At 59.8% G+C, this 17,052-nt stretch carries 14 protein-coding genes and 1 tRNA gene; 6 read left to right on the top strand and 9 right to left on the bottom strand.

What is annotated here, in order from left to right; all coding sequences use genetic code 11:
* Positions 1-9: 9 nt before the first annotated feature.
* A complete protein-coding gene (locus GYN01_RS15525; protein WP_048364641.1) occupies positions 10-783 on the bottom strand; it encodes an ABC transporter ATP-binding protein in 774 nt (257 codons plus the stop codon).
* Between the two features lie 544 nt (positions 784-1,327).
* Between GYN01_RS15525 and gabP the strand changes: the two genes are divergently transcribed.
* From gabP to gltS, 4 genes are all read left to right on the top strand, one after another.
* Positions 1,328-2,719 (top strand): GABA permease, encoded by a 1,392-nt coding sequence (gabP, locus tag GYN01_RS15520; RefSeq protein ID WP_048364640.1) that lies wholly within the window; start codon positions 1,328-1,330, stop codon positions 2,717-2,719.
* A gap of 194 nt (positions 2,720-2,913) precedes the next feature.
* Positions 2,914-3,639: an IclR family transcriptional regulator gene (locus tag GYN01_RS15515; protein WP_048400721.1), complete on the top strand. Its 726-nt coding sequence runs from the start codon at positions 2,914-2,916 to the stop codon at positions 3,637-3,639.
* 19 nt (positions 3,640-3,658) lie between these two features.
* Positions 3,659-4,597 carry a formimidoylglutamase gene (hutG, locus tag GYN01_RS15510; RefSeq protein ID WP_048364638.1) on the top strand — a complete coding sequence of 313 codons (939 nt, stop codon included), beginning with the start codon at positions 3,659-3,661 and terminating at the stop codon, positions 4,595-4,597.
* Between the two features lie 57 nt (positions 4,598-4,654).
* Positions 4,655-5,863 carry a sodium/glutamate symporter gene (gene gltS / locus GYN01_RS15505; protein WP_203307404.1) on the top strand — a complete coding sequence of 403 codons (1,209 nt, stop codon included), beginning with the start codon at positions 4,655-4,657 and terminating at the stop codon, positions 5,861-5,863.
* 142 nt (positions 5,864-6,005) lie between these two features.
* On the opposite strand, the gene GYN01_RS15500 is transcribed toward gltS, so the two are convergent.
* Together GYN01_RS15500 and GYN01_RS15495 are read right to left on the bottom strand one after the other, a co-directional pair.
* The gene (locus tag GYN01_RS15500; RefSeq protein ID WP_203307403.1) at positions 6,006-8,243 is read right to left on the bottom strand and encodes an ATP-binding protein; all 2,238 of its coding nucleotides are present in this window, start codon (positions 8,241-8,243) and stop codon (positions 6,006-6,008) included.
* Positions 8,240-8,845, bottom strand: a complete 606-nt coding sequence (locus tag GYN01_RS15495; protein WP_048400832.1) for a biliverdin-producing heme oxygenase — start codon at positions 8,843-8,845, stop codon at positions 8,240-8,242. Before GYN01_RS15495 ends, GYN01_RS15500 begins: the two co-directional genes overlap by 4 nt.
* A gap of 214 nt (positions 8,846-9,059) precedes the next feature.
* Here GYN01_RS15495 and GYN01_RS15490 point away from each other — a divergent pair, with 214 nt between their 5' ends.
* Positions 9,060-9,308, top strand: a complete 249-nt coding sequence (locus GYN01_RS15490) for a DUF1272 domain-containing protein (protein WP_048400717.1) — start codon at positions 9,060-9,062, stop codon at positions 9,306-9,308.
* A gap of 188 nt (positions 9,309-9,496) precedes the next feature.
* Here the strand turns inward: GYN01_RS15490 and GYN01_RS15485 are convergent, their stop codons facing one another.
* From GYN01_RS15485 to GYN01_RS15460, 6 genes are all read right to left on the bottom strand, one after another.
* Positions 9,497-10,411, bottom strand: coding sequence for an alpha/beta hydrolase family protein (locus GYN01_RS15485; protein ID WP_173426986.1), 915 nt, complete (start codon positions 10,409-10,411; stop codon positions 9,497-9,499).
* A 5-nt stretch (positions 10,412-10,416) separates the two neighbouring features.
* Complete coding sequence (locus tag GYN01_RS15480) at positions 10,417-10,887, bottom strand: hypothetical protein (protein ID WP_048364634.1); 471 nt, start codon at positions 10,885-10,887, stop codon at positions 10,417-10,419.
* A 243-nt stretch (positions 10,888-11,130) separates the two neighbouring features.
* Positions 11,131-11,206, bottom strand: a tRNA-Phe gene (locus GYN01_RS15475).
* A gap of 104 nt (positions 11,207-11,310) precedes the next feature.
* Positions 11,311-11,583, bottom strand: coding sequence for an oxidative damage protection protein (locus tag GYN01_RS15470; RefSeq protein WP_048364633.1), 273 nt, complete (start codon positions 11,581-11,583; stop codon positions 11,311-11,313).
* Positions 11,580-12,647: an A/G-specific adenine glycosylase gene (gene mutY / locus GYN01_RS15465; RefSeq protein ID WP_048364632.1), complete on the bottom strand. Its 1,068-nt coding sequence runs from the start codon at positions 12,645-12,647 to the stop codon at positions 11,580-11,582. Before mutY ends, GYN01_RS15470 begins: the two co-directional genes overlap by 4 nt.
* Entirely contained in the window at positions 12,644-14,863 is a 2,220-nt protein-coding gene (locus GYN01_RS15460) for an AsmA family protein (RefSeq protein ID WP_203307402.1), read from the bottom strand. Before GYN01_RS15460 ends, mutY begins: the two co-directional genes overlap by 4 nt.
* A gap of 366 nt (positions 14,864-15,229) precedes the next feature.
* Between GYN01_RS15460 and GYN01_RS15455 the strand changes: the two genes are divergently transcribed.
* Entirely contained in the window at positions 15,230-16,891 is a 1,662-nt protein-coding gene (locus tag GYN01_RS15455) for an OFA family MFS transporter (RefSeq protein WP_048364630.1), read from the top strand.
* The last annotated feature ends 161 nt before the right edge of the window (positions 16,892-17,052 follow it).

The following is a 17,052-nucleotide window of genomic DNA, read 5'->3' as shown; positions in this document are numbered from 1 at the left end:
GTTGCTCCGTTAGCGGTTGCTGGACATGAATTGTTTGCAGCGCGCTGAAACCGGGTTATCGAAAACCTGTTCAGGCGACCCTTGCTCTTCGATCAGGCCCTGGTGCAAAAACACCACTTCGCTGGACACCTGACGGGCAAAACCCATCTCGTGGGTGACCAACAGCATAGTGCGGCCTTCCTCGGCGAGTGCGCGGATCACACTTAGTACTTCCTGGACCATTTCCGGGTCAAGTGCCGATGTTGGTTCATCGAACAGAATCACTTTGGGTTGCATGGCCAGCGTGCGCGCAATGGCGGCACGTTGTTGCTGGCCGCCCGACAGCTCGGAGGGGTAGGCATGGCGTTTGTCAGCGATGCCGACCTTGGCCAACAGTGCTTCTGCCACCTCGATGGCCTCGGCTTTGCTTTGCCCCAGCACGCGGCGCGGCGCCTCGATGATGTTGTCGAGGATGCTCATGTGCGGCCACAGGTTAAAGTTTTGAAACACAAAACCCAATTCACTGCGCATGCGGTTGATCTGCTTGCCATCGGCAGCGATCAGCTCGCCATTTTTAGCCTTTTTCAGCTTGAGCTCTTCACCGGCCACCAGGATCTGGCCTTCGTGCGGGTTTTCTAGCAGGTTGATGCAGCGCAGTAGTGTCGACTTACCGGAACCGGAAGAACCCAGGATCGAGATCACGTCGCCGTCGCGTGCGGTCAGCGAGATACCTTTGAGTACCTCAAGCTCGCCGTAGCGTTTGTGCAAATTGCGGATTTCAAGCGCGGGCGTGGCCAAAGCCATGTGCGGTCCTCATTGTGTTCGGGTGCGATCCTGCTATTGGGCGGCCGTCCTGGCGAAGGCCAAGCTAGCATAGGGTCGCAAGGGCAACCAACTGCCTCACTGGCACAAAAAAGCTTACGGGTGGCTGTGGGTCGCATTGCGACAGCAGACTGTCGCGTAGACAACAACCGACCCCGTGTTTCGCCGTTCGGCCAGACAGGTATCGCGTAAAAAAGGTCGCGATGGTGCCAGTTTTGGCCCCTCGTTGGAAGCACGAACCTACTAAAGGTCAAAGATGCGCACCGGTTTTGGGCCTGTGCGGCACAAATGAGTAATTTTGGTGCGTTTGGGCGGGTGTAACTGAGTGTTACGGTAACAAATTGATTGAAAGCCTTGCGCTAAAGCCATCGCGATTTTTTTAGAACGGCGTTGCAGCCCGCGTAAAACGGCACTTTGTCACATTTTGGCGCACTTATTGCGTCAAGGATTCGAAACGCCTGTGTTGGTTACTTTTTACGAACGTCAACACAGGTGCTCGGAATGGCTTCAATAAAAGGTAGTCGCAATGAGCAATACGCAGTCTTCTAACCACCTGGAGCAAGGGCTCAAACCACGGCATGTGACCATGCTGTCGATTGCCGGCGTGATCGGCGCCGGTTTGTTTGTAGGCTCCGGCCACGCGATTGCACAAGCCGGTCCCGCCGTGCTGCTGGCCTACGCGGCCGCCGGTACGCTGGTGGTACTGGTGATGCGCATGCTGGCCGAAATGGCCGTTGCCTCGCCCGACACCGGTTCGTTTTCCACCTACGCCGACCGTGCCATCGGGCACTGGGCCGGGTTCACCATCGGCTGGTTGTACTGGTGGTTCTGGGTGTTGGTGATTCCACTGGAAGCCAACGCCGCTGCCACCATCCTGCATGCGTGGTTCCCGGACACCGCGATTTGGGTGTTTACCCTGGTCATCACCTTATTGCTGACCGCCACCAACCTGTTCAGCGTCAAGAACTACGGCGAGTTCGAGTTCTGGTTCGCGCTGGTCAAAGTGCTGGCGATCATTGGCTTCATTATTTTGGGTGTGTTGGCCATTTTCGGCTTGTTGCCCAACAGCCAGGTCAGCGGCGTGTCGCACCTGGTCGACACTGTGGGCTTTATGCCCAACGGCATGGGCGCCGTTCTGGCGGCCATGTTGACCACCATGTTCTCGTTCATGGGCACTGAAATCGTCACCATCGCGGCGGCCGAATCCAAAGACCCGAGCAAGCAAATCACCAAGGCCACCAACTCGGTGATCTGGCGCATTGGCCTGTTCTATCTGGTGTCGATCTTCCTCGTGGTGGCCCTGGTGCCCTGGAACGACCCCGGCCTGGCACAGTTCGGCTCCTACCAGACCGTGCTGGACCGCATGGGCATCCCGAATGCCAAGCTGATCGTCGACATCGTGGTGTTGATTGCTGTGACCAGCTGCCTGAACTCGGCGCTTTACACCTCCTCGCGCATGCTGTTCTCCCTGAGCAAGCGGGGCGATGCCCCGGCGGTGGCCAAACGCACCAACGCCAGCGGCACGCCTTACTGGGCGGTGATGATGTCCACCGGCGCAGCCTTCCTGGCGGTGTTCGCCAACTATGTCGCGCCTTCGGCGGTGTTTGAATTCTTGCTGGCCAGCTCCGGCGCCATTGCCCTGTTGGTGTACCTGGTGATTGCCGTGTCGCAACTGCGCATGCGTCAAAAACGGACCGTGCTGGGGGAGAAAATCGAATTCAAAATGTGGCTCTTCCCGGGCCTGACCTGGGCGGTGATCGTGTTCATCGTGGCGATTTTGACCATCATGCTGTTTCAAGAAAGCCACCGGGTCGAGATCATGGCCACCGGCCTGCTGAGCATTTTTGTAGTCACGGCAGGCTTGCTGGTAGCCCGCCGTCGGCGCCTTGAAAGAATGGGGGCACCCGTACTCAACTGAAGCCAGGACGGCTTGAACGGCTGAGTACAACCCGGGCCGCCATCGTGTCGTGATGGCGGCCTTTTTTTGCGTTTGAAAACGGTGAGCCACTGACCGTTGATCACTTTCTGCCTGCTTTTTCTCACTGCGTGGGAATCGTATTTCAGCTAATGAGAAACTGCGTGCACCATGCAGCCAAGAGCATGGGGCCAATAATGAACGACAACACGCCAACGGATCGCCTGCTGCACATTCTGGTCACGCTGGGGCAAGCGGGCGAGGCCATCTCCGCCCGAGCCTTGTCCGAGCAACTGGGCCAGCCGCTGAGCAGCACCTATCGTCACCTCAAAACCCTGCTGCGCTGGGGCCTGGCTGAAGAAAACGGCCAAGGCCGCTATTTGCCGGGGCCTGCCTGTTTGCAACTGGCGAAAAAATTCGACCGCGAGGCCGTCTTGGTCACCTTGGCCAAGCCTGAACTCCGGCGCCTGGCCGAGCTGAGCCAGGAAAGCGTGGCGCTGATGGTTCCCAGTAACGGTCAGGCGATTTGCATTGAGCTGGTCGACAGCCCGCAGCCCTTGCGCTGCTGTTACCAAAAAGGCCTGGCCCAGCCGTTGTTGGTGGGCGCTTCGGCCAGAGTGTTACTGGCGCATATGGAGCCAGCACACAGCCTTGCGTTGCTGCACAGCCAAGGCATCGAAGACGAACCCTGCGCCGATTACCTGCGCAGCTTTGTGGCGATCCGGGCGCAGGGTTACGCCGTAAGCGTGAGTGAAATCGACGATGGCATCTGGGGCGTCAGTGCCCCGCTGATCGACAGCCGCCAGCGCCTGCAAGGCGCCATCAGCCTTATGGCCCCGGCCTTTCGCGCACACCCGCGCAGCGAGCGCCTGATCCGTTGGACACAGGACGTAGCCCTGCGCCTGAGCGCCCGACTGGACTGACTGTAATGGGAGTTTTTGCATGACCGTTGTACCTGACATGACCCTGTGGACCGGGCGCATTGACGCCGCCGAAGGGCAAGGCGCGTTGCGCTGGCACCAATGGATCAAGCCGCTGGCGCCGGGCCTGCCCACGGGCGCGGCGTTGATTGGCCTGGCCTGTGACGAAGGAGTGAAACGCAATCAGGGCCGAACCGGCGCGCGCCAAGGGCCACCCGCCTTGCGCAAAGCGCTGGCCAATCTGGCCTGGCACGGCACGGCGCCGCTGTACGACGTGGGTGACGTGGCATGTGCGGGCAGCGACCTCGAAGGCGCACAGCACACCTACGCGGCGCTGGTCAGCCACCTGCTGGAACAAGGCCATCTGCCGCTAGGGCTGGGCGGGGGGCATGAAATCGCCTTCGCCAGTTTCAGCGGGCTGGCCGACCACCTGCGCTGTCACACCGCGCCGCCGCGTATAGGCATTCTCAATTTTGACGCGCACTTTGACTTGCGCCATAGCGAGCAAAGCAGCTCGGGCACGCCCTTTCGTCAGATTGCCGAGTATTGCCAGCGCGCGAACATGCCGTTCGCCTATTGCTGCCTCGGCGTTAGCCAACTGAACAACACCCAGGCCCTGTTCGAGCAGGCCCAACGGCTGAACGTGCGTTATCGCCTCGACCGGCACATGAACAGCTGGGACATGCCTGCCCTTGAAGCCTTTTTGGATGACTTCCTGAGCGGCGTCGATCACCTGTACATGACCATTTGCCTGGACGTGTTACCTGCCAGTCAGGCGCCGGGCGTCAGCGCGCCATCGGCGCATGGGGTCGATATGCAGATCGTCGAGCACCTGGTGCGTCGCGCCAAAGCCAGCGGCAAATTGCGCATGGCCGACATCGCCGAACTCAACCCCGCTCTGGACATCGACAACCGCACTGCTCGCATTGGCGCGCGCTTGCTCGCCAGCCTGATTGATTAAGTTTTTTGCTCATCCCTGAAACCGCTTGTTGAATCATAAAAAAAAGAGAAATTCGCCATGCTGACATTTCAACTGGATGCGTTGAGCACCCTCGCTCTCGCGTTGCTCTTGCTGGGCCTGGGCGCCCAACTGAAAAAACGCAGTTACTGGCTGCGCCAACTGTGCGTACCGGCCCCGGTGATTGGCGGCTTTGGTTTTGCCTTGCTGATCTGGTTGCTGCGTGATCGCCAACTGCTCGACCTGACCCTGGACACCAGCCTGCAAACGCCCTTGATGGTCGCGTTTTTTACCACCGTGGGGCTGGGCGGCAGCCTGGGCCTGCTGCGCAAAGGTGGCAAATTGCTGTTTATCTACCTGGGGGCGTGCTGGGGGCTGGCGCTGGTGCAAAACGTGGTGGGTGTGAGCGTGGCCAAAGCGCTGGGCATCGACCCGCTGCTGGGGATCATGGCCGGAGCGGTCTCGCTGGAAGGCGGTTTTGGTGCTGCGGCGGCCTTTGGACCGATTGCCGAAAACCTCGGTGCTGTGGGCGCGACCACCGCGGCACTGGCAGCGGCCACGTTCGGCATGGTGGCTGGCGGCTTGCTCGGCAGCCCGCTGGCGCGCTGGTTGATTGAGCGCAACAAGCTCACGGTCAAGGCAGAAGCGGTGGGCAACCTCAAAGCCTTCGAAGACGTGGTGCATACCCCGCCTGCTGCGCTGGATGCAGCGACGCTGCTGCGCTTGCTGACCTGCATCGTGGTGATCATGGTGCTTGGCTTTTGGCTGGGTGCCAGCTTGCAACAACATTTAGGCATCGTGTTACCGAGCTATGTGGGCGCGATGTTCGTGGCGATCATCTTGCGCAACCTTAATGACCGCACCCAGGCCGTTGACATACCCGACCACGCCGTCAGCACTATCGGCGACGTCAGCCTGGGCATGTTCCTGACGATGGCCATGATGAGCCTCAAGTTTTGGGAGTTGGAAAAGCTCGGCATGCCACTGCTGGTGATTTTGGTGGTGCAAGTGGTGATCATGCTGTTGCTGTGCGTCTTCGTGCTGTTTCGCCTGTTTGGCGGCAACTATGACGCCGCAGTGTTGTGCGCAGGTTTCATGGGGCACGGGCTGGGTGCAACCCCCAACGCCGTGGCCAACATGGGCGCGATCTGCGACCACTACAAAGTGTTCTCGTACAAAGCCTTCATCATCGTGCCGCTGTGTGGCGCCGTGTTGATCGACATCGTGGCCATCCCGATGATCACCTGGTTTATCAACGCATTTAGCTAATGCCACAGTCGTCGAAAAACCCTTCAACGCGGTGATTCAGATGCACCGCAGTCATCAGATTTACGAGCGCTGCGCACTCGATCACAGCCTCGTGCCTCGTCAGCGGCTACAGGTTTTCAGCGCCTACAGGTTTGAAGGACTGTCAGGCGATTTGCGGCACGGTGAAGCGGAATTCGCTGCCTTCTCCCGGTTTGCTTTCAGCCAGGAGCTGGCCGCCGTGGGCTTTGATGATGCCTTGCGAGATGTACAGCCCCAAACCTGTGCCAGAAGCATTACCTTCTTTGGCCGTCCAATAGCGTTCAAAGATGTGAGGCAATTGCTCGGCCGGTATGCCCTTGCCCGAGTCGCGCACGCTGAACACGATGTCCTGGCCATTGGACATGGCCGCGACACCGATTTGGCCTTGTGCCGGGGTGAACTTGATGGCGTTGCCGATCAGGTTGGACAGCACTTGAAACAAACGCTCGGGGTCGGCGTTGATTTTCAGGCCCGGCTCGGCATGGAAGGTCAGGTCCACCGACTTGTCCATCGCCAGCGGCGCCAACAGTGAAAGCGCTTCTTCAAAAATCTGACTCACGTCCAGTGGCTGCGGGGTGATGGTGTAGCGCCCGGCTTCAATCTTGGAGGTGTCGAGCAAGTCTTCAAGCAGCACGTTCATGCGGCTACTGGCTTGCTGCATGGTGTCGATGGCGGAGGTAATGCGCCGTGACGTGTGCGGGCCGTCGCTGCTGAAGGCTTTTTGCATCATGCCGCAGAGCATCGAAATGATGGTCATGGGGCTACGCAAATCGTGGGACACCACGGCCACCAGCTCGTCGCGGGCGCGCACGGCTTGTTGCTCGCGCACCACCTGGCGCGAGAGGTCGTTTTCCAGCGCCGAGCGGCGCAAGTCGTTGGCCGCGAACACGTCACCGTGGCTCCACTTGCTGGAAATACCATCCATTTCGACTTTCCAGAGTTCAAACGAGGTGCGCGGGCTCAAGCGCATGCCGGTGGCACTGGGCTCCAAGTTGAGCGGCTTTCTGGGGTCGCCACTCCACGGGATGCTCTCTTTCACTTCTGCGCGAAACCACAGCACAGCATTGTCGACGGGCTTGGGCAGGGTCATGGCCAGCAGACCGCTGGCGATGTCTTTGTACTGCGCGGCGGGCGTGTAAAGCGTCGACAGGCAGTGGGTGGAAAACACCGATTGCTGCGAGTCTTTAAACCACTGGTACAACGCGCGAATGTCATCGACGGGCGGGCATTGGCCGTAGCAGCGCAGCACGTTGTCTTCCAGGATGGCCACACCGCTGGCGTCTGTCAGCGCCATCAATTGTTCGGGCGCTTGGGCCAACCCGTCAAACACGGTGTTCGGGTTGCTGACCATGGCGGTGTTCAGGCGCTCCAGTGCGCCCATTTTGGCCTCGCGCTGGCGGCTGATTTCCAGGGTTTGCAGGGCGCTGATTTGCAACGACAACACCTGGCCGATGGTTTGGCAGGCCATGCGCAGCTCATGGGGGACGTGCAACGGCTGGCGATGCCCGCAACTGATCAAGCCCCACAGCCGTTCGCCGTCCATCAACGAGATGCTCATGGAGGACAGCACGCCCATGTTTTTCATGTATTGGCAGTGAATCGGCGACACGCTGCGCAAGACGGCGCCGCTCAGGTCCAGGGCCTCACAGGTATCGGGGCGCAGTCGCGGCACCAGTTCAACCGGCTGGTAGTCGGCGTTGGGGATAATGCGCAACCAATGCGTGCGATACAGCTCGCGTGCTTGCTCCGGGATGTCCGAGGCGGGGAAGAACATGCCGTTGAACAGCTCCATCGAAGGCGAAGACGCTTCGGCGATCACCTGGCCATGACCTTCTTCTTGAAAACGGTAAATCAACACCCGGTCGTAGCCGGTGAGCGCCTGGATTTCCTTGACGCAAATGTCGTAGAGCGCGGGCAGCGTCTTGGCGGCTTGCAGGCGTTGCAACATGCGACTCAGGTTGCGCACTTTGGCCATCGTGTGATTGAACTCAACCTCGTCGGGTTTGAGTTCCAATTCCAGCACCAGCACATTGTGTTCGCGGTGCAACAAACCCTCGTAGCGGATGCCTTGCAGGTTCAGCTCCAGCACGGGCACCTCCATCTGTTCGGCAACGCCTGCGGCCTGTTGCACCACGGTCGCAGCCTCAGGGCCGGTCAACATCGCCAGTGGCTGATCCAGCAGCGCATTGGGGTTCAAACCAAACAACGTCTGGACGTTGGCACTGATTTGCTGGATACGCAGCTCGGGCAGCGACAGCGTGACAAGCAGGCCGTGGGGTTGAATGGCGCCCGGAAACCGGATGGGCTCATCGGCGCAATTATCCAGCAGGGCTTCAAACGCCTGGGCGTCGAGTGGATTCATATCAAAACCTCCTGACCTTCGAGCCACTGCTCGAAACAGCTAAACGTTGAACAGGCAGCGTGTACGGCTTCGCGTTGTGCGTGCTCGTCGAGTGGCACGCTGCCCAAAAACTCCAGAAATGTTTTCCAGCGCCGGCCGGTGTCTTCACCGTAGACGTACAGGAATGAGCCGCCGTTGTGGGTATCAAGCCCCAAATGCTGGGCGATCTGTTTGCGCAAGATATTGCCCCCCAGCGTAGCGCCTTCCAGCACATACAAAACCCCGAGTACGCAGGCTTCACTGTGCAGCGCTGGCAAGGTGTGGCAGCGGGGCAGTGCGCCGGGATCGTCTCCCAGCGCCTTAAGGTCTTGCACCAGGGCCTGGGTTTTGAGCCGCGCTTGCAGGTCAAACCCTTCGGGGATAAGCGCGCTGTGGAGCAGCGCGTCTTCCAGGGGCTGATAAAACCCGAAGTAGGCGCTCAGCAAGCGCGTGTAGTGCGCGCGGTCGAGCGTTGCCGAGAAAAAAGGCAAACGTTGCTCAAGCGCCACATGCAGGGTGTGCGTGCCGGTGCGCAGCGCGCTCAGGAGGGCTGGCGTCAACGGGGATGAAAGGTCTTGTGGCATGCCGTACAACCGGGCTCTCTGCGTGCGCATTAAATAAACGCTCATGGCCTTATGAAGCCTGAGCCTGAAAAAAGTGCAATAAATCTGCTTGGATTGTGTCGGGAAATTCTGGCAGATGACCTGCCACTTGTGCGAACGCAATGGCACACGGCAGGATCAACGGCACATTTCAGCCTGCGGTTGTTAACGGCCGCACACGCTTAAAGGAAACGTCATGCTTGAACTACGCCCTAATTGTGAGTGCTGTGATTGCGACCTGCCGCCCGACGCGGTTAACGCGCGGATCTGTTCGTTTGAATGCACATTCTGCGCGGCGTGCGCGGAGCTAAAGTTGGGCGGGCGCTGCCCCAATTGCGCTGGCGAATTGCTGGCGCGTCCGCGTCGGCCCGCCGACAAACTGGGCAACAGCCCTGCATCGATCGTGCGGGTTCACACACCCGAAGGCCGCGTGAGCGGCACATGATCCCGGGGCTGCCCGTGGCTGGGCAGGCATGCCTGTCTACAGCGCGTTATCTTGCCCCAGTGCATCGACGGTGGCCTTGACCGTGCGCAAGGCGTGGCACCACAGAAAGGCTTGATGGGCGTCGATGCACCGCGTGCCGGTGGCGGCAGACAACAACTCGCAGGCGCGATCGCAGCCTGCGGCAGCGACTACAAGGGCCGGTCGATGAAGGTTCCGGCCGTATCGTCCGCAAGCGCCCCGTCTAACAACCACCCCAAAGCAATCGGCCACAAGCTTTGCTGATACCGGCTATGGAAAAACGCGAAATGACCTATCGCGGTTTCACCGATGTCTGCCGGGTTTATCCGTAAATGCGTGCGCTCGCTGGCGCTGAAATAACGCAGCAAGCGCTCAGTGGCCGCCACGGTGCCAAAAGGGTCGTCGCTGAGGCTGATGGCGAGGGTGTTGGCCGTGACAGAGGCGAAGGCCAGGGAGTGGAGCGTGCGTGCGCTGGGCAGCCTTTCAAAGCGCGTGTTCATGGCGGCCCAGTCGTTGACCACGCCAGCGGGGGTGTCTTCGAGCCAGCCCAGGCGTTTGCCGGGGAAATACCCGCACAACCGCGTCAGCAGCGGCATGACCACGTGCCAGCGGGCGAACATGGGCCAGCGTTGCGCGGCGGCGTAATCGCGCCAATAAGCGAATTGCGCCCCCACCGTCACTAACCGCCGAACTCGCGAGGCACCCGCCGCCAGCCCCACTGTGCAGCCGCCAAAGCTGTGGCCGACCATATCAATCGGTTGGCCTGGACATTCACGCTGGGCGCGCATGAGGATCGCGTGCGCGTCCAGCACGCCCCAGTCCGACCACGAGGCTTTAAACCCGCGCAATGAACCGCTGCGGGACACGCCGATGCCGCGATAGTCATACAGCATCACGTCCAACCCGTGATTGAACAGGTAGTCGGCAAAACGGGCGTAGTAGGTGCAGCGCACCGATGTGGCGGCGCTGATGATCACCACAGCGCGGGAGGGGTCGGGCACCCCGTGGCGCCACTCAAAACCGCCCAACCGATAACCGTCAGCGGCAGGCTCGAAAAACGCCCGGCTGATGGCTTGGTTGCAGATGTGCGTCAGTGCGTGCTCCGCGCATTGCGTTCGGCTAGCAAGCGCGAGGCTTCAACGTAGGCGGTCTGGAAGGCCGGGGTTTCGACCCACGCCAGCGCGCTGTCTTCGTCATCGCCGTGCTCGCTCATGCGGAAGGCAATGAGCAGGCCCATCAGGAAATCGGTCGCGTCTTCTTCCTCTTCTTCGCTGATCACCAGCTCCAGCACCGGGTATTGCAGGAACACGCTGCACAGTGCTTGCAGGCTGATGGCTTCGGCGGCCTTCATGGCCTGAAACAGATCGTCGAAATCGGCGGGTTCGAAGCCGTTGTCTTTGATGTCCTGAAAGTCGAACGTGCTGAGGTCGATTTTGACGTCATCGAACGGGCTGTCGATCAGCGCAGACGCCGAAGCCTTGGCCGGTTTGCCGATGCGGTTTTGCTTGGCTTTGGTTTTGGCCCGCTGTGCGTGCTTGTGCTGTTTCTTTGGCGTTGCCATGAACGTGTCCTGTACGGGCTAAGGCGGTTATTGAACCTCAGCTTTCGGGGATCACCAAGCGTGGATCGTGGATTGGGTCAATTATTGGGCTTGAAGCCGGGCAGGCCGTGGGCTGGGCGCCCGTGTTTGAGGGTGTTGGCAAGCAGTGTGAGGCGGCACTAAATCGCGCCCAACAAAAAACCCGCACTGGGCGGGTTTTTTGTTTGCTTTGCGGTGGTGTAAACACCACATCAAAGCTGAATGTGGTGCCCAGAGACGGAATCGAACCGCCGACACGGGGATTTTCAATCCCCTGCTCTACCGACTGAGCTATCTGGGCAACGGGGCGCATTAGAAGCTTTTTTCGATAAGTCGTCAAACACTTTTTTGAAAAATATTTAATTATTACCGTCGCTTACGGACCAAACCCTTTAAAACCGGGGTTTATTCGCTTGGCGGAACATAGCCTTCTGCCTGCGCGTATTCTTCACCGCTGAAAAACTTGTCCATCTCGCCCTGCAAGTATTTACGGTCTTGGGCGTTCATCATGTTCAAACGCTTTTCGTTGATCAGCAGGGTTTGGTGTTTTTGCCAGTCTGCCCAGGCTTTGGCCGAGACGTGATCGAAAATGTCCTGACCTTTGGCGCCCGGAAACGGAGGGCGCTCCAGCGCGGGCAGTTCTTCTTTGTACTTGCGGCACATGATGGTGCGGGTCATGACGACTCTCCTGCGTTCAATAGGTCGGCTGCGTGTTTGAGCAGTTTTTTGACCGGGGCCGCCAGGCCCAGGCGCGGTGGGGTGGCGAGGTTATACCAGAGCCAATCGGCCTCGGCCACGTGATGACCCGCCTCCTTGACGTGGATCAGCCACGGCTCGATGGCCAGCTGAAAATGGCTGAAGGTGTGGGTCAGGCCGGGCATGGGGTGTTGGGCGCCCACCTTGAGTGAGTGTTGCAGCGCCAAATGCTCGATGTCGTTGAGGTCATCCAGCTCGGGCAGGCTCCACAAACCGCCCCACAGGCCGGTCGAGGGGCGACGGTAAAGCAGAATGGCGCCCTCGCCATTGGCCAGCATCGGCATCAATGTGCGCCTTTGCGGGATGGTTTTACGCGGTTTAGGGATCGGGTAGCGCGTCTCAAGGCCTAGCAGGTGGGCTTCACAGCTGCTTTCAAGCGGGCAGAGCAAGCAACTGGGTTTGCTGCGCGTGCACAGCGTTGCGCCCATGTCCATCATGGCCTGGGTGTAGGCATTGACGCGCTCGTGCGGGGTGAAGCGCTCGGCAGTGGCCCACAGCTGTTTAGCCACCTTGGGCTCGCCCGGATACCCCTCTTGCGCGGTGTAGCGTGCAAGCACGCGCTTGACGTTGCCGTCGAGGATCGGTGCGCGCAGGCCCATGCTGATACTGGCAATCGCGCCCGCAGTGGATAGCCCGATACCGGGCAGCTCCACGAGTTTTTCGACATCGCGCGGGAATTCACCGGCGTAGTGCTCGACGATGATTTTCGCGGTTTTCTGCAAGTTGCGGGCGCGGGTGTAGTAACCCAGCCCGGTCCACAGGTGCAGGACTTCGTCTTCGGGGGCGGCGGCCAGTGCTTGGACCGTGGGCAATGACGCCATGAACCGGTCGAAGTAGTTCAGCACAGTGCTGACCTGGGTTTGCTGCAACATGATCTCCGAGACCCACACCCGGTAAGGGGTGATGCCCTGTTGCCAGGGCAGGTCATGGCGGCCGTGGCGATCGAACCAGTCGAGCACCACGCTTGCGAACTGCTCATCTCTCATCGCTTGAACAGCCCCTTGAGGGCGTCTTTGAGTTCAGGGCTGATCTTGTCGCCGAGTTTCTCTTCAAGTTTGTCGCTGATTTTGTTGCCGGCCACTTTGGCGGCGACTTTACCCAAGCCTTCTTTGTCGAGGCGGCAGGCTTTGGCACCCAGTTCTAACGGGCCACGGCAGCGCAGAGGCAGTTCGACTCCGACAAAGTTTTTGCCGACCTGGCAGGCCGGGTCAGGCATGGCGCCTTTGTCGCCTTCGACGGTGATGCCGATGCGGTAGTCCATGCCCAGCACGCGCAGGTCGATGTCGCCATTGCCTTTGACGGTCATGCCGGGGATGCGCACGATCATGTCCGGGTTGCTGGCCACGCCGTTATGGAACATCAGGCTGCCCTTGAGTTCCTTGAACGGTGTGTCTTTGCCCCGTGGCGCGCCGCTCAGGGTTTTGCGGTTGAGTGTGGCAATGCCCTGGCACAGTTGCTGTTCGAGGTTGGCGTTGAGCAACACGCCGTCGTTGAGCACGAAGTTGGCAGTGCCGTTGAGGCTTTCAATCAGCGCGTTCTGGCTGTTGCCGCTGCCCGTCACGTTGCTGTTGAGAGTCAACAAGCCGTTGATTGGAGGTTTTTGACCCTGGCTTTGCAGGATTTTTTCCACCGGTACGTTGTTGATGTGGGTTTGCAGGTTCACCAAGGGCAGCATCGGGCGCACATCGAGGCTGCCGTTGGCGGCAAAGTTGCCTTTGTACAAATCGCCGCGCAGGGTTTCGAGGGTTAGCAGGCCGTCTTTGCTGTTGGCCTTGAGCGCAGCGTTTTGAATCGGCAGTTGGCTCACGGTCAGTTGGCCAAAGCTGATGTCAGCCGTGAGGTCCAGCGCCTTGAGGCGCGTGACAGGAATCAGCTTGGCGGTGCTCCAGCCGCTTTTGGTCGGCGCAGCAGGCAGTGGCGTGTCGCCTGACGCGGCCAGGGCACCGGCTTCGCTCGTTTGCACTTCGGCCTGGCGTGCGGCGGTGGCGCTGGCGGCTTCTGCGGTTTTAGGCGGCAGGTAGCGATCTGCGTCGAACGTGTCACCTTTGAGCTGAATACGCAGGGCTTGTTTGGCGAAGTCTTCAACGGCCACGCGGCCGGTGAAGGTGCTGCCATCAATTTTGAGGTTCAGTTCGTCAAAGGTCAGGCTCGCAGGTGTGCCTGAGAGGCGACTGACCAGCTCAAACGTGCTCAGGCTGCCCGGTGCCATCGGCGGCAACGTGTGGCCGATGCTGTCGAGGAACTTGGCCAGATCAAGCTGGGCAATCGATAGGCCGCCGCTGATTTGCGGGGTGGTATCCAGGCTGTGGGCCTTGAGTTCGCCCAGTGCTCGCAGTTGGTTGGCAGAGATCTTCAGGCTGCTCCATTCGGCGACGTTCGCTGCCAGATCAACCAGAAGTTGCCCTTGGGCTGCATAGGTGACGGTTTTGCCCTGTAACGGCTCGCCCGACGCTTCACCGGTGACTTTCATGTCTTCGAACTGGTAGCGCTTGAGCACGCGATCAAAGCGCAGTTTGCCGTCGACTTCGGTTTTGACTCGCATCACTGGCTTGTTGGTGCCCACAAACGCAGTCAATTTGACCGGGGTGCTGGTGGCTTCGTGAATCGGGCCGGTGCTCAGTTGAATGCTTTCAGCGCTGAACTGCTGGCCGTTGCGCTCGTCGTTGTATTCCACCCGTGCGTTATTCACGGTCAGGCTGTCGATATCGAGCTTGATCGGCTGGCTGGAGGCGTCGGTCTTGGCCTGCGGCGCTGGTTGCGGACTGGCTGGCGGTGTCTGAGCGCTGGCGGTCGCAGGTGCGGGCTGGCCGATGTCTTGCCAATTGCCGTGGCCGTCTTTGTCACGGGTTAAACGCAGGTTCAGGCCTTCAACGCGTACGTCGCTCATTTGCACTTCTTTGCGCAGCAGCGGCAGCACGCGCACAGACAAACCGAGCATTTGCAAGTCAGCGAACGGTTTGGTCGGTGCCGCGAGGGTCGCCACGCTGGCGTCGTGCAGTTCAAGGCCGAGCCAAGGGAAGAGGCTCCAGCCAATGTCGCCATTGAGAGTCAGCTCAATGTGGGCTTTGTCACGGGCTATCTGGCGGATCTCGTCTTTATAGTCGTTGGGATCAAACAGATGGCTCAGGGCAAAGCCCAAAGCCACGATGATCAGCAACAATCCGAGAAGCACCAGACCCAGGATTTTGCCGAACGCTTTCATGGGCGGGTCCTTGTAGGTCTGTGTGAAGGTGAGTTTTAAAGTTAGCCGCAGAGTATAGCGCCACGTGTCGGCCGACTGGAGTTGGATACGTGGTGTGTCCACGTTCGGTGCATCGCCTCTGCACTACGCGGTGTAGACACTTGAAAAGAGTTGGGTGAGAAAAATAGGATCAGTTTTGCCGAAAAAGACCGCATCAGTTTGATCTTTGTCCCACGACCCAATGGTAATCTGCGCCTGTTTTTCGGGCTTTCTGCGGCGCATTGTCGCGTCTCGAACTCAAGCCAATAACAGGGCTGTGCGCTGCAAGGCGCCAAAGCCAGGGTTGAGTGTGCCTGGAGAGCTTTTTTATTCATGGGGGATACACCAATGAGCACCAGCACCGCTGCGGGCAGCCTTGCCTCACAGCCCGCGTTCCTGTCCAAGGAGCGCATCATCGCAAAACCCGGTTTTAATCGTTGGCTGGTTCCGCCTGCCGCGTTGGCCATTCACTTGTGCATCGGCATGGCCTATGGCTTTTCGGTGTTTTGGTTGCCGCTGTCCAAAGCGCTGGGCGTGACAGCGCCGGTGGCGTGCGCGCCGGACATGAGCTTTATCGCGCAGGTGTTTTCGTCGCAGTGCGACTGGCCGATTTCAATGCTCGGCTGGATCTACACTTTGTTCTTTATCTTCCTCGGCTGTTCGGCTGCCGTGTGGGGTGGCTGGCTTGAGCACGCCGGGCCGCGCAAGGCTGGCGTGGTGTCTGCGTTGTGCTGGTGTGGCGGTTTGCTGATTTCAGCGTTAGGCATTTATACCCACCAGATCTGGCTGATGTGGCTGGGTTCCGGGGTGATTGGCGGCATCGGGCTGGGCCTGGGCTATATCTCGCCGGTGTCGACCTTGATCAAGTGGTTCCCGGACAAGCGTGGCATGGCCACCGGCATGGCCATCATGGGCTTTGGCGGCGGCGCGATGGTCGGTGCGCCATTGGCAGCGGCCTTGATGGGCCACTTCGCCGGGCCGTATGGCGTGGGCGTGTGGCAGAGCTTTTTGGTGATGGCGGCGATTTATTTCGTGTTCATGATCGGCGGCGCGTTGTCGTATCGCGTGCCTCCGACGGGCTGGAAGCCTGAGGGCTGGACCGCGCCCGCAAAAAAAGCCGCGAATGCGATGATCACCCAGCGTCACGTTCACGTCAGCGTGGCCTGGAAAACCCCGCAATTTGCGTTGGTGTGGCTGGTGCTATGCCTGAATGTCTCAGCCGGGATCGGCATTTTGGGCATGGCTTCGCCGCTGTTGCAGGAAGTGTTCGCGGGCAAGCTGCTGGGCAATGACCTGACCTTCAGCCAATTGGACGCGGCGCAACTGGCACAAATCGCGGCCATTGCTGCCGGTTTCACCGGTTTGCTGAGCCTGTTCAATATTGGCGGGCGGTTCTTCTGGGCGTCGTTCTCGGATTACCTGGGGCGCAAAAACACCTACTTCGTGTTCTTTGCATTGGGTTTTGCGTTGTACGCTTTGGTGCCAAACCTGGGGCATTTGGGCAACGTGTCGCTGTTTGTGGCAGCGTTCTGCATCATTTTGTCGATGTACGGCGGCGGCTTTGCCACCGTGCCCGCTTACTTGGCCGACCTGTTCGGCACCCAGATGGTCGGCGCCATCCACGGCCGTTTGTTGACGGCGTGGGCGGCGGCGGGAGTCTTGGGGCCGGTATTGGTCAACTATCTGCGTGAATACCAGTTGAGCATCGGTGTTGAGCGCGCCGCGGCCTACGACATCACGTTGTACATTTTGGCGGGGTTGTTGGTGTTGGGCTTTGTCTGCAACTTGCTGGTGCGTCCGGTGGCCGACAAATACTTCATGACCGATGCGCAACTGGCAGCCGAGCAGGCGCTGGGGCACGACAAAGGTGCGCACGCCAGCACCTCGCTGGAATGGAAAGCCGCACCGGGCAGCCTGCCATTAACCGTCGCCGCCTGGTTGGCTGTGGGTATTCCACTGCTGTGGGGTGTGTGGGTGACGGTGCAGAAAACAGCGGTGTTGTTTCACTAAGGCTCTCGCGCACCCGTAGCCGTTGCCGAAGGCGGCGTCTGATTGCGCAGCGATCGTAAAACCTGAGGGCGGCTAATATGAGCGCTCCGGTTTACGACGGCTTCGCCGCCGGACGCCGCCTGCGGCAGCGGCTACGCGTCAGAGCAAAGTGTTGACGGCTC

Origin of the sequence: Pseudomonas weihenstephanensis, assembly GCF_016812185.1 — a bacterium.
GTDB lineage: Bacteria > Pseudomonadota > Gammaproteobacteria > Pseudomonadales > Pseudomonadaceae > Aquipseudomonas > Aquipseudomonas weihenstephanensis.
This window is presented reverse-complemented; position numbering and strand designations above follow the sequence as displayed.

Bases quoted from the DNA above. Each gene is read 5' to 3' on its own strand.
- GYN01_RS15525 (WP_048364641.1), bottom strand. From the start codon at position 783: ATGGCTTTGGCCACGCCCGCGCTTGAAATCCGCAATTTGCACAAACGC.
- gabP (WP_048364640.1), top strand. From the start codon at position 1,328: ATGAGCAATACGCAGTCTTCTAACCACCTGGAGCAAGGGCTCAAACCA.
- GYN01_RS15515 (WP_048400721.1), top strand. From the start codon at position 2,914: ATGAACGACAACACGCCAACGGATCGCCTGCTGCACATTCTGGTCACG.
- hutG (WP_048364638.1), top strand. From the start codon at position 3,659: ATGACCGTTGTACCTGACATGACCCTGTGGACCGGGCGCATTGACGCC.
- gltS (WP_203307404.1), top strand. From the start codon at position 4,655: ATGCTGACATTTCAACTGGATGCGTTGAGCACCCTCGCTCTCGCGTTG.
- GYN01_RS15500 (WP_203307403.1), bottom strand. From the start codon at position 8,243: ATGAATCCACTCGACGCCCAGGCGTTTGAAGCCCTGCTGGATAATTGC.
- GYN01_RS15495 (WP_048400832.1), bottom strand. From the start codon at position 8,845: ATGCCACAAGACCTTTCATCCCCGTTGACGCCAGCCCTCCTGAGCGCG.
- GYN01_RS15490 (WP_048400717.1), top strand. From the start codon at position 9,060: ATGCTTGAACTACGCCCTAATTGTGAGTGCTGTGATTGCGACCTGCCG.
- GYN01_RS15480 (WP_048364634.1), bottom strand. From the start codon at position 10,887: ATGGCAACGCCAAAGAAACAGCACAAGCACGCACAGCGGGCCAAAACC.
- GYN01_RS15470 (WP_048364633.1), bottom strand. From the start codon at position 11,583: ATGACCCGCACCATCATGTGCCGCAAGTACAAAGAAGAACTGCCCGCG.
- mutY (WP_048364632.1), bottom strand. From the start codon at position 12,647: ATGAGAGATGAGCAGTTCGCAAGCGTGGTGCTCGACTGGTTCGATCGC.
- GYN01_RS15460 (WP_203307402.1), bottom strand. From the start codon at position 14,863: ATGAAAGCGTTCGGCAAAATCCTGGGTCTGGTGCTTCTCGGATTGTTG.
- GYN01_RS15455 (WP_048364630.1), top strand. From the start codon at position 15,230: ATGAGCACCAGCACCGCTGCGGGCAGCCTTGCCTCACAGCCCGCGTTC.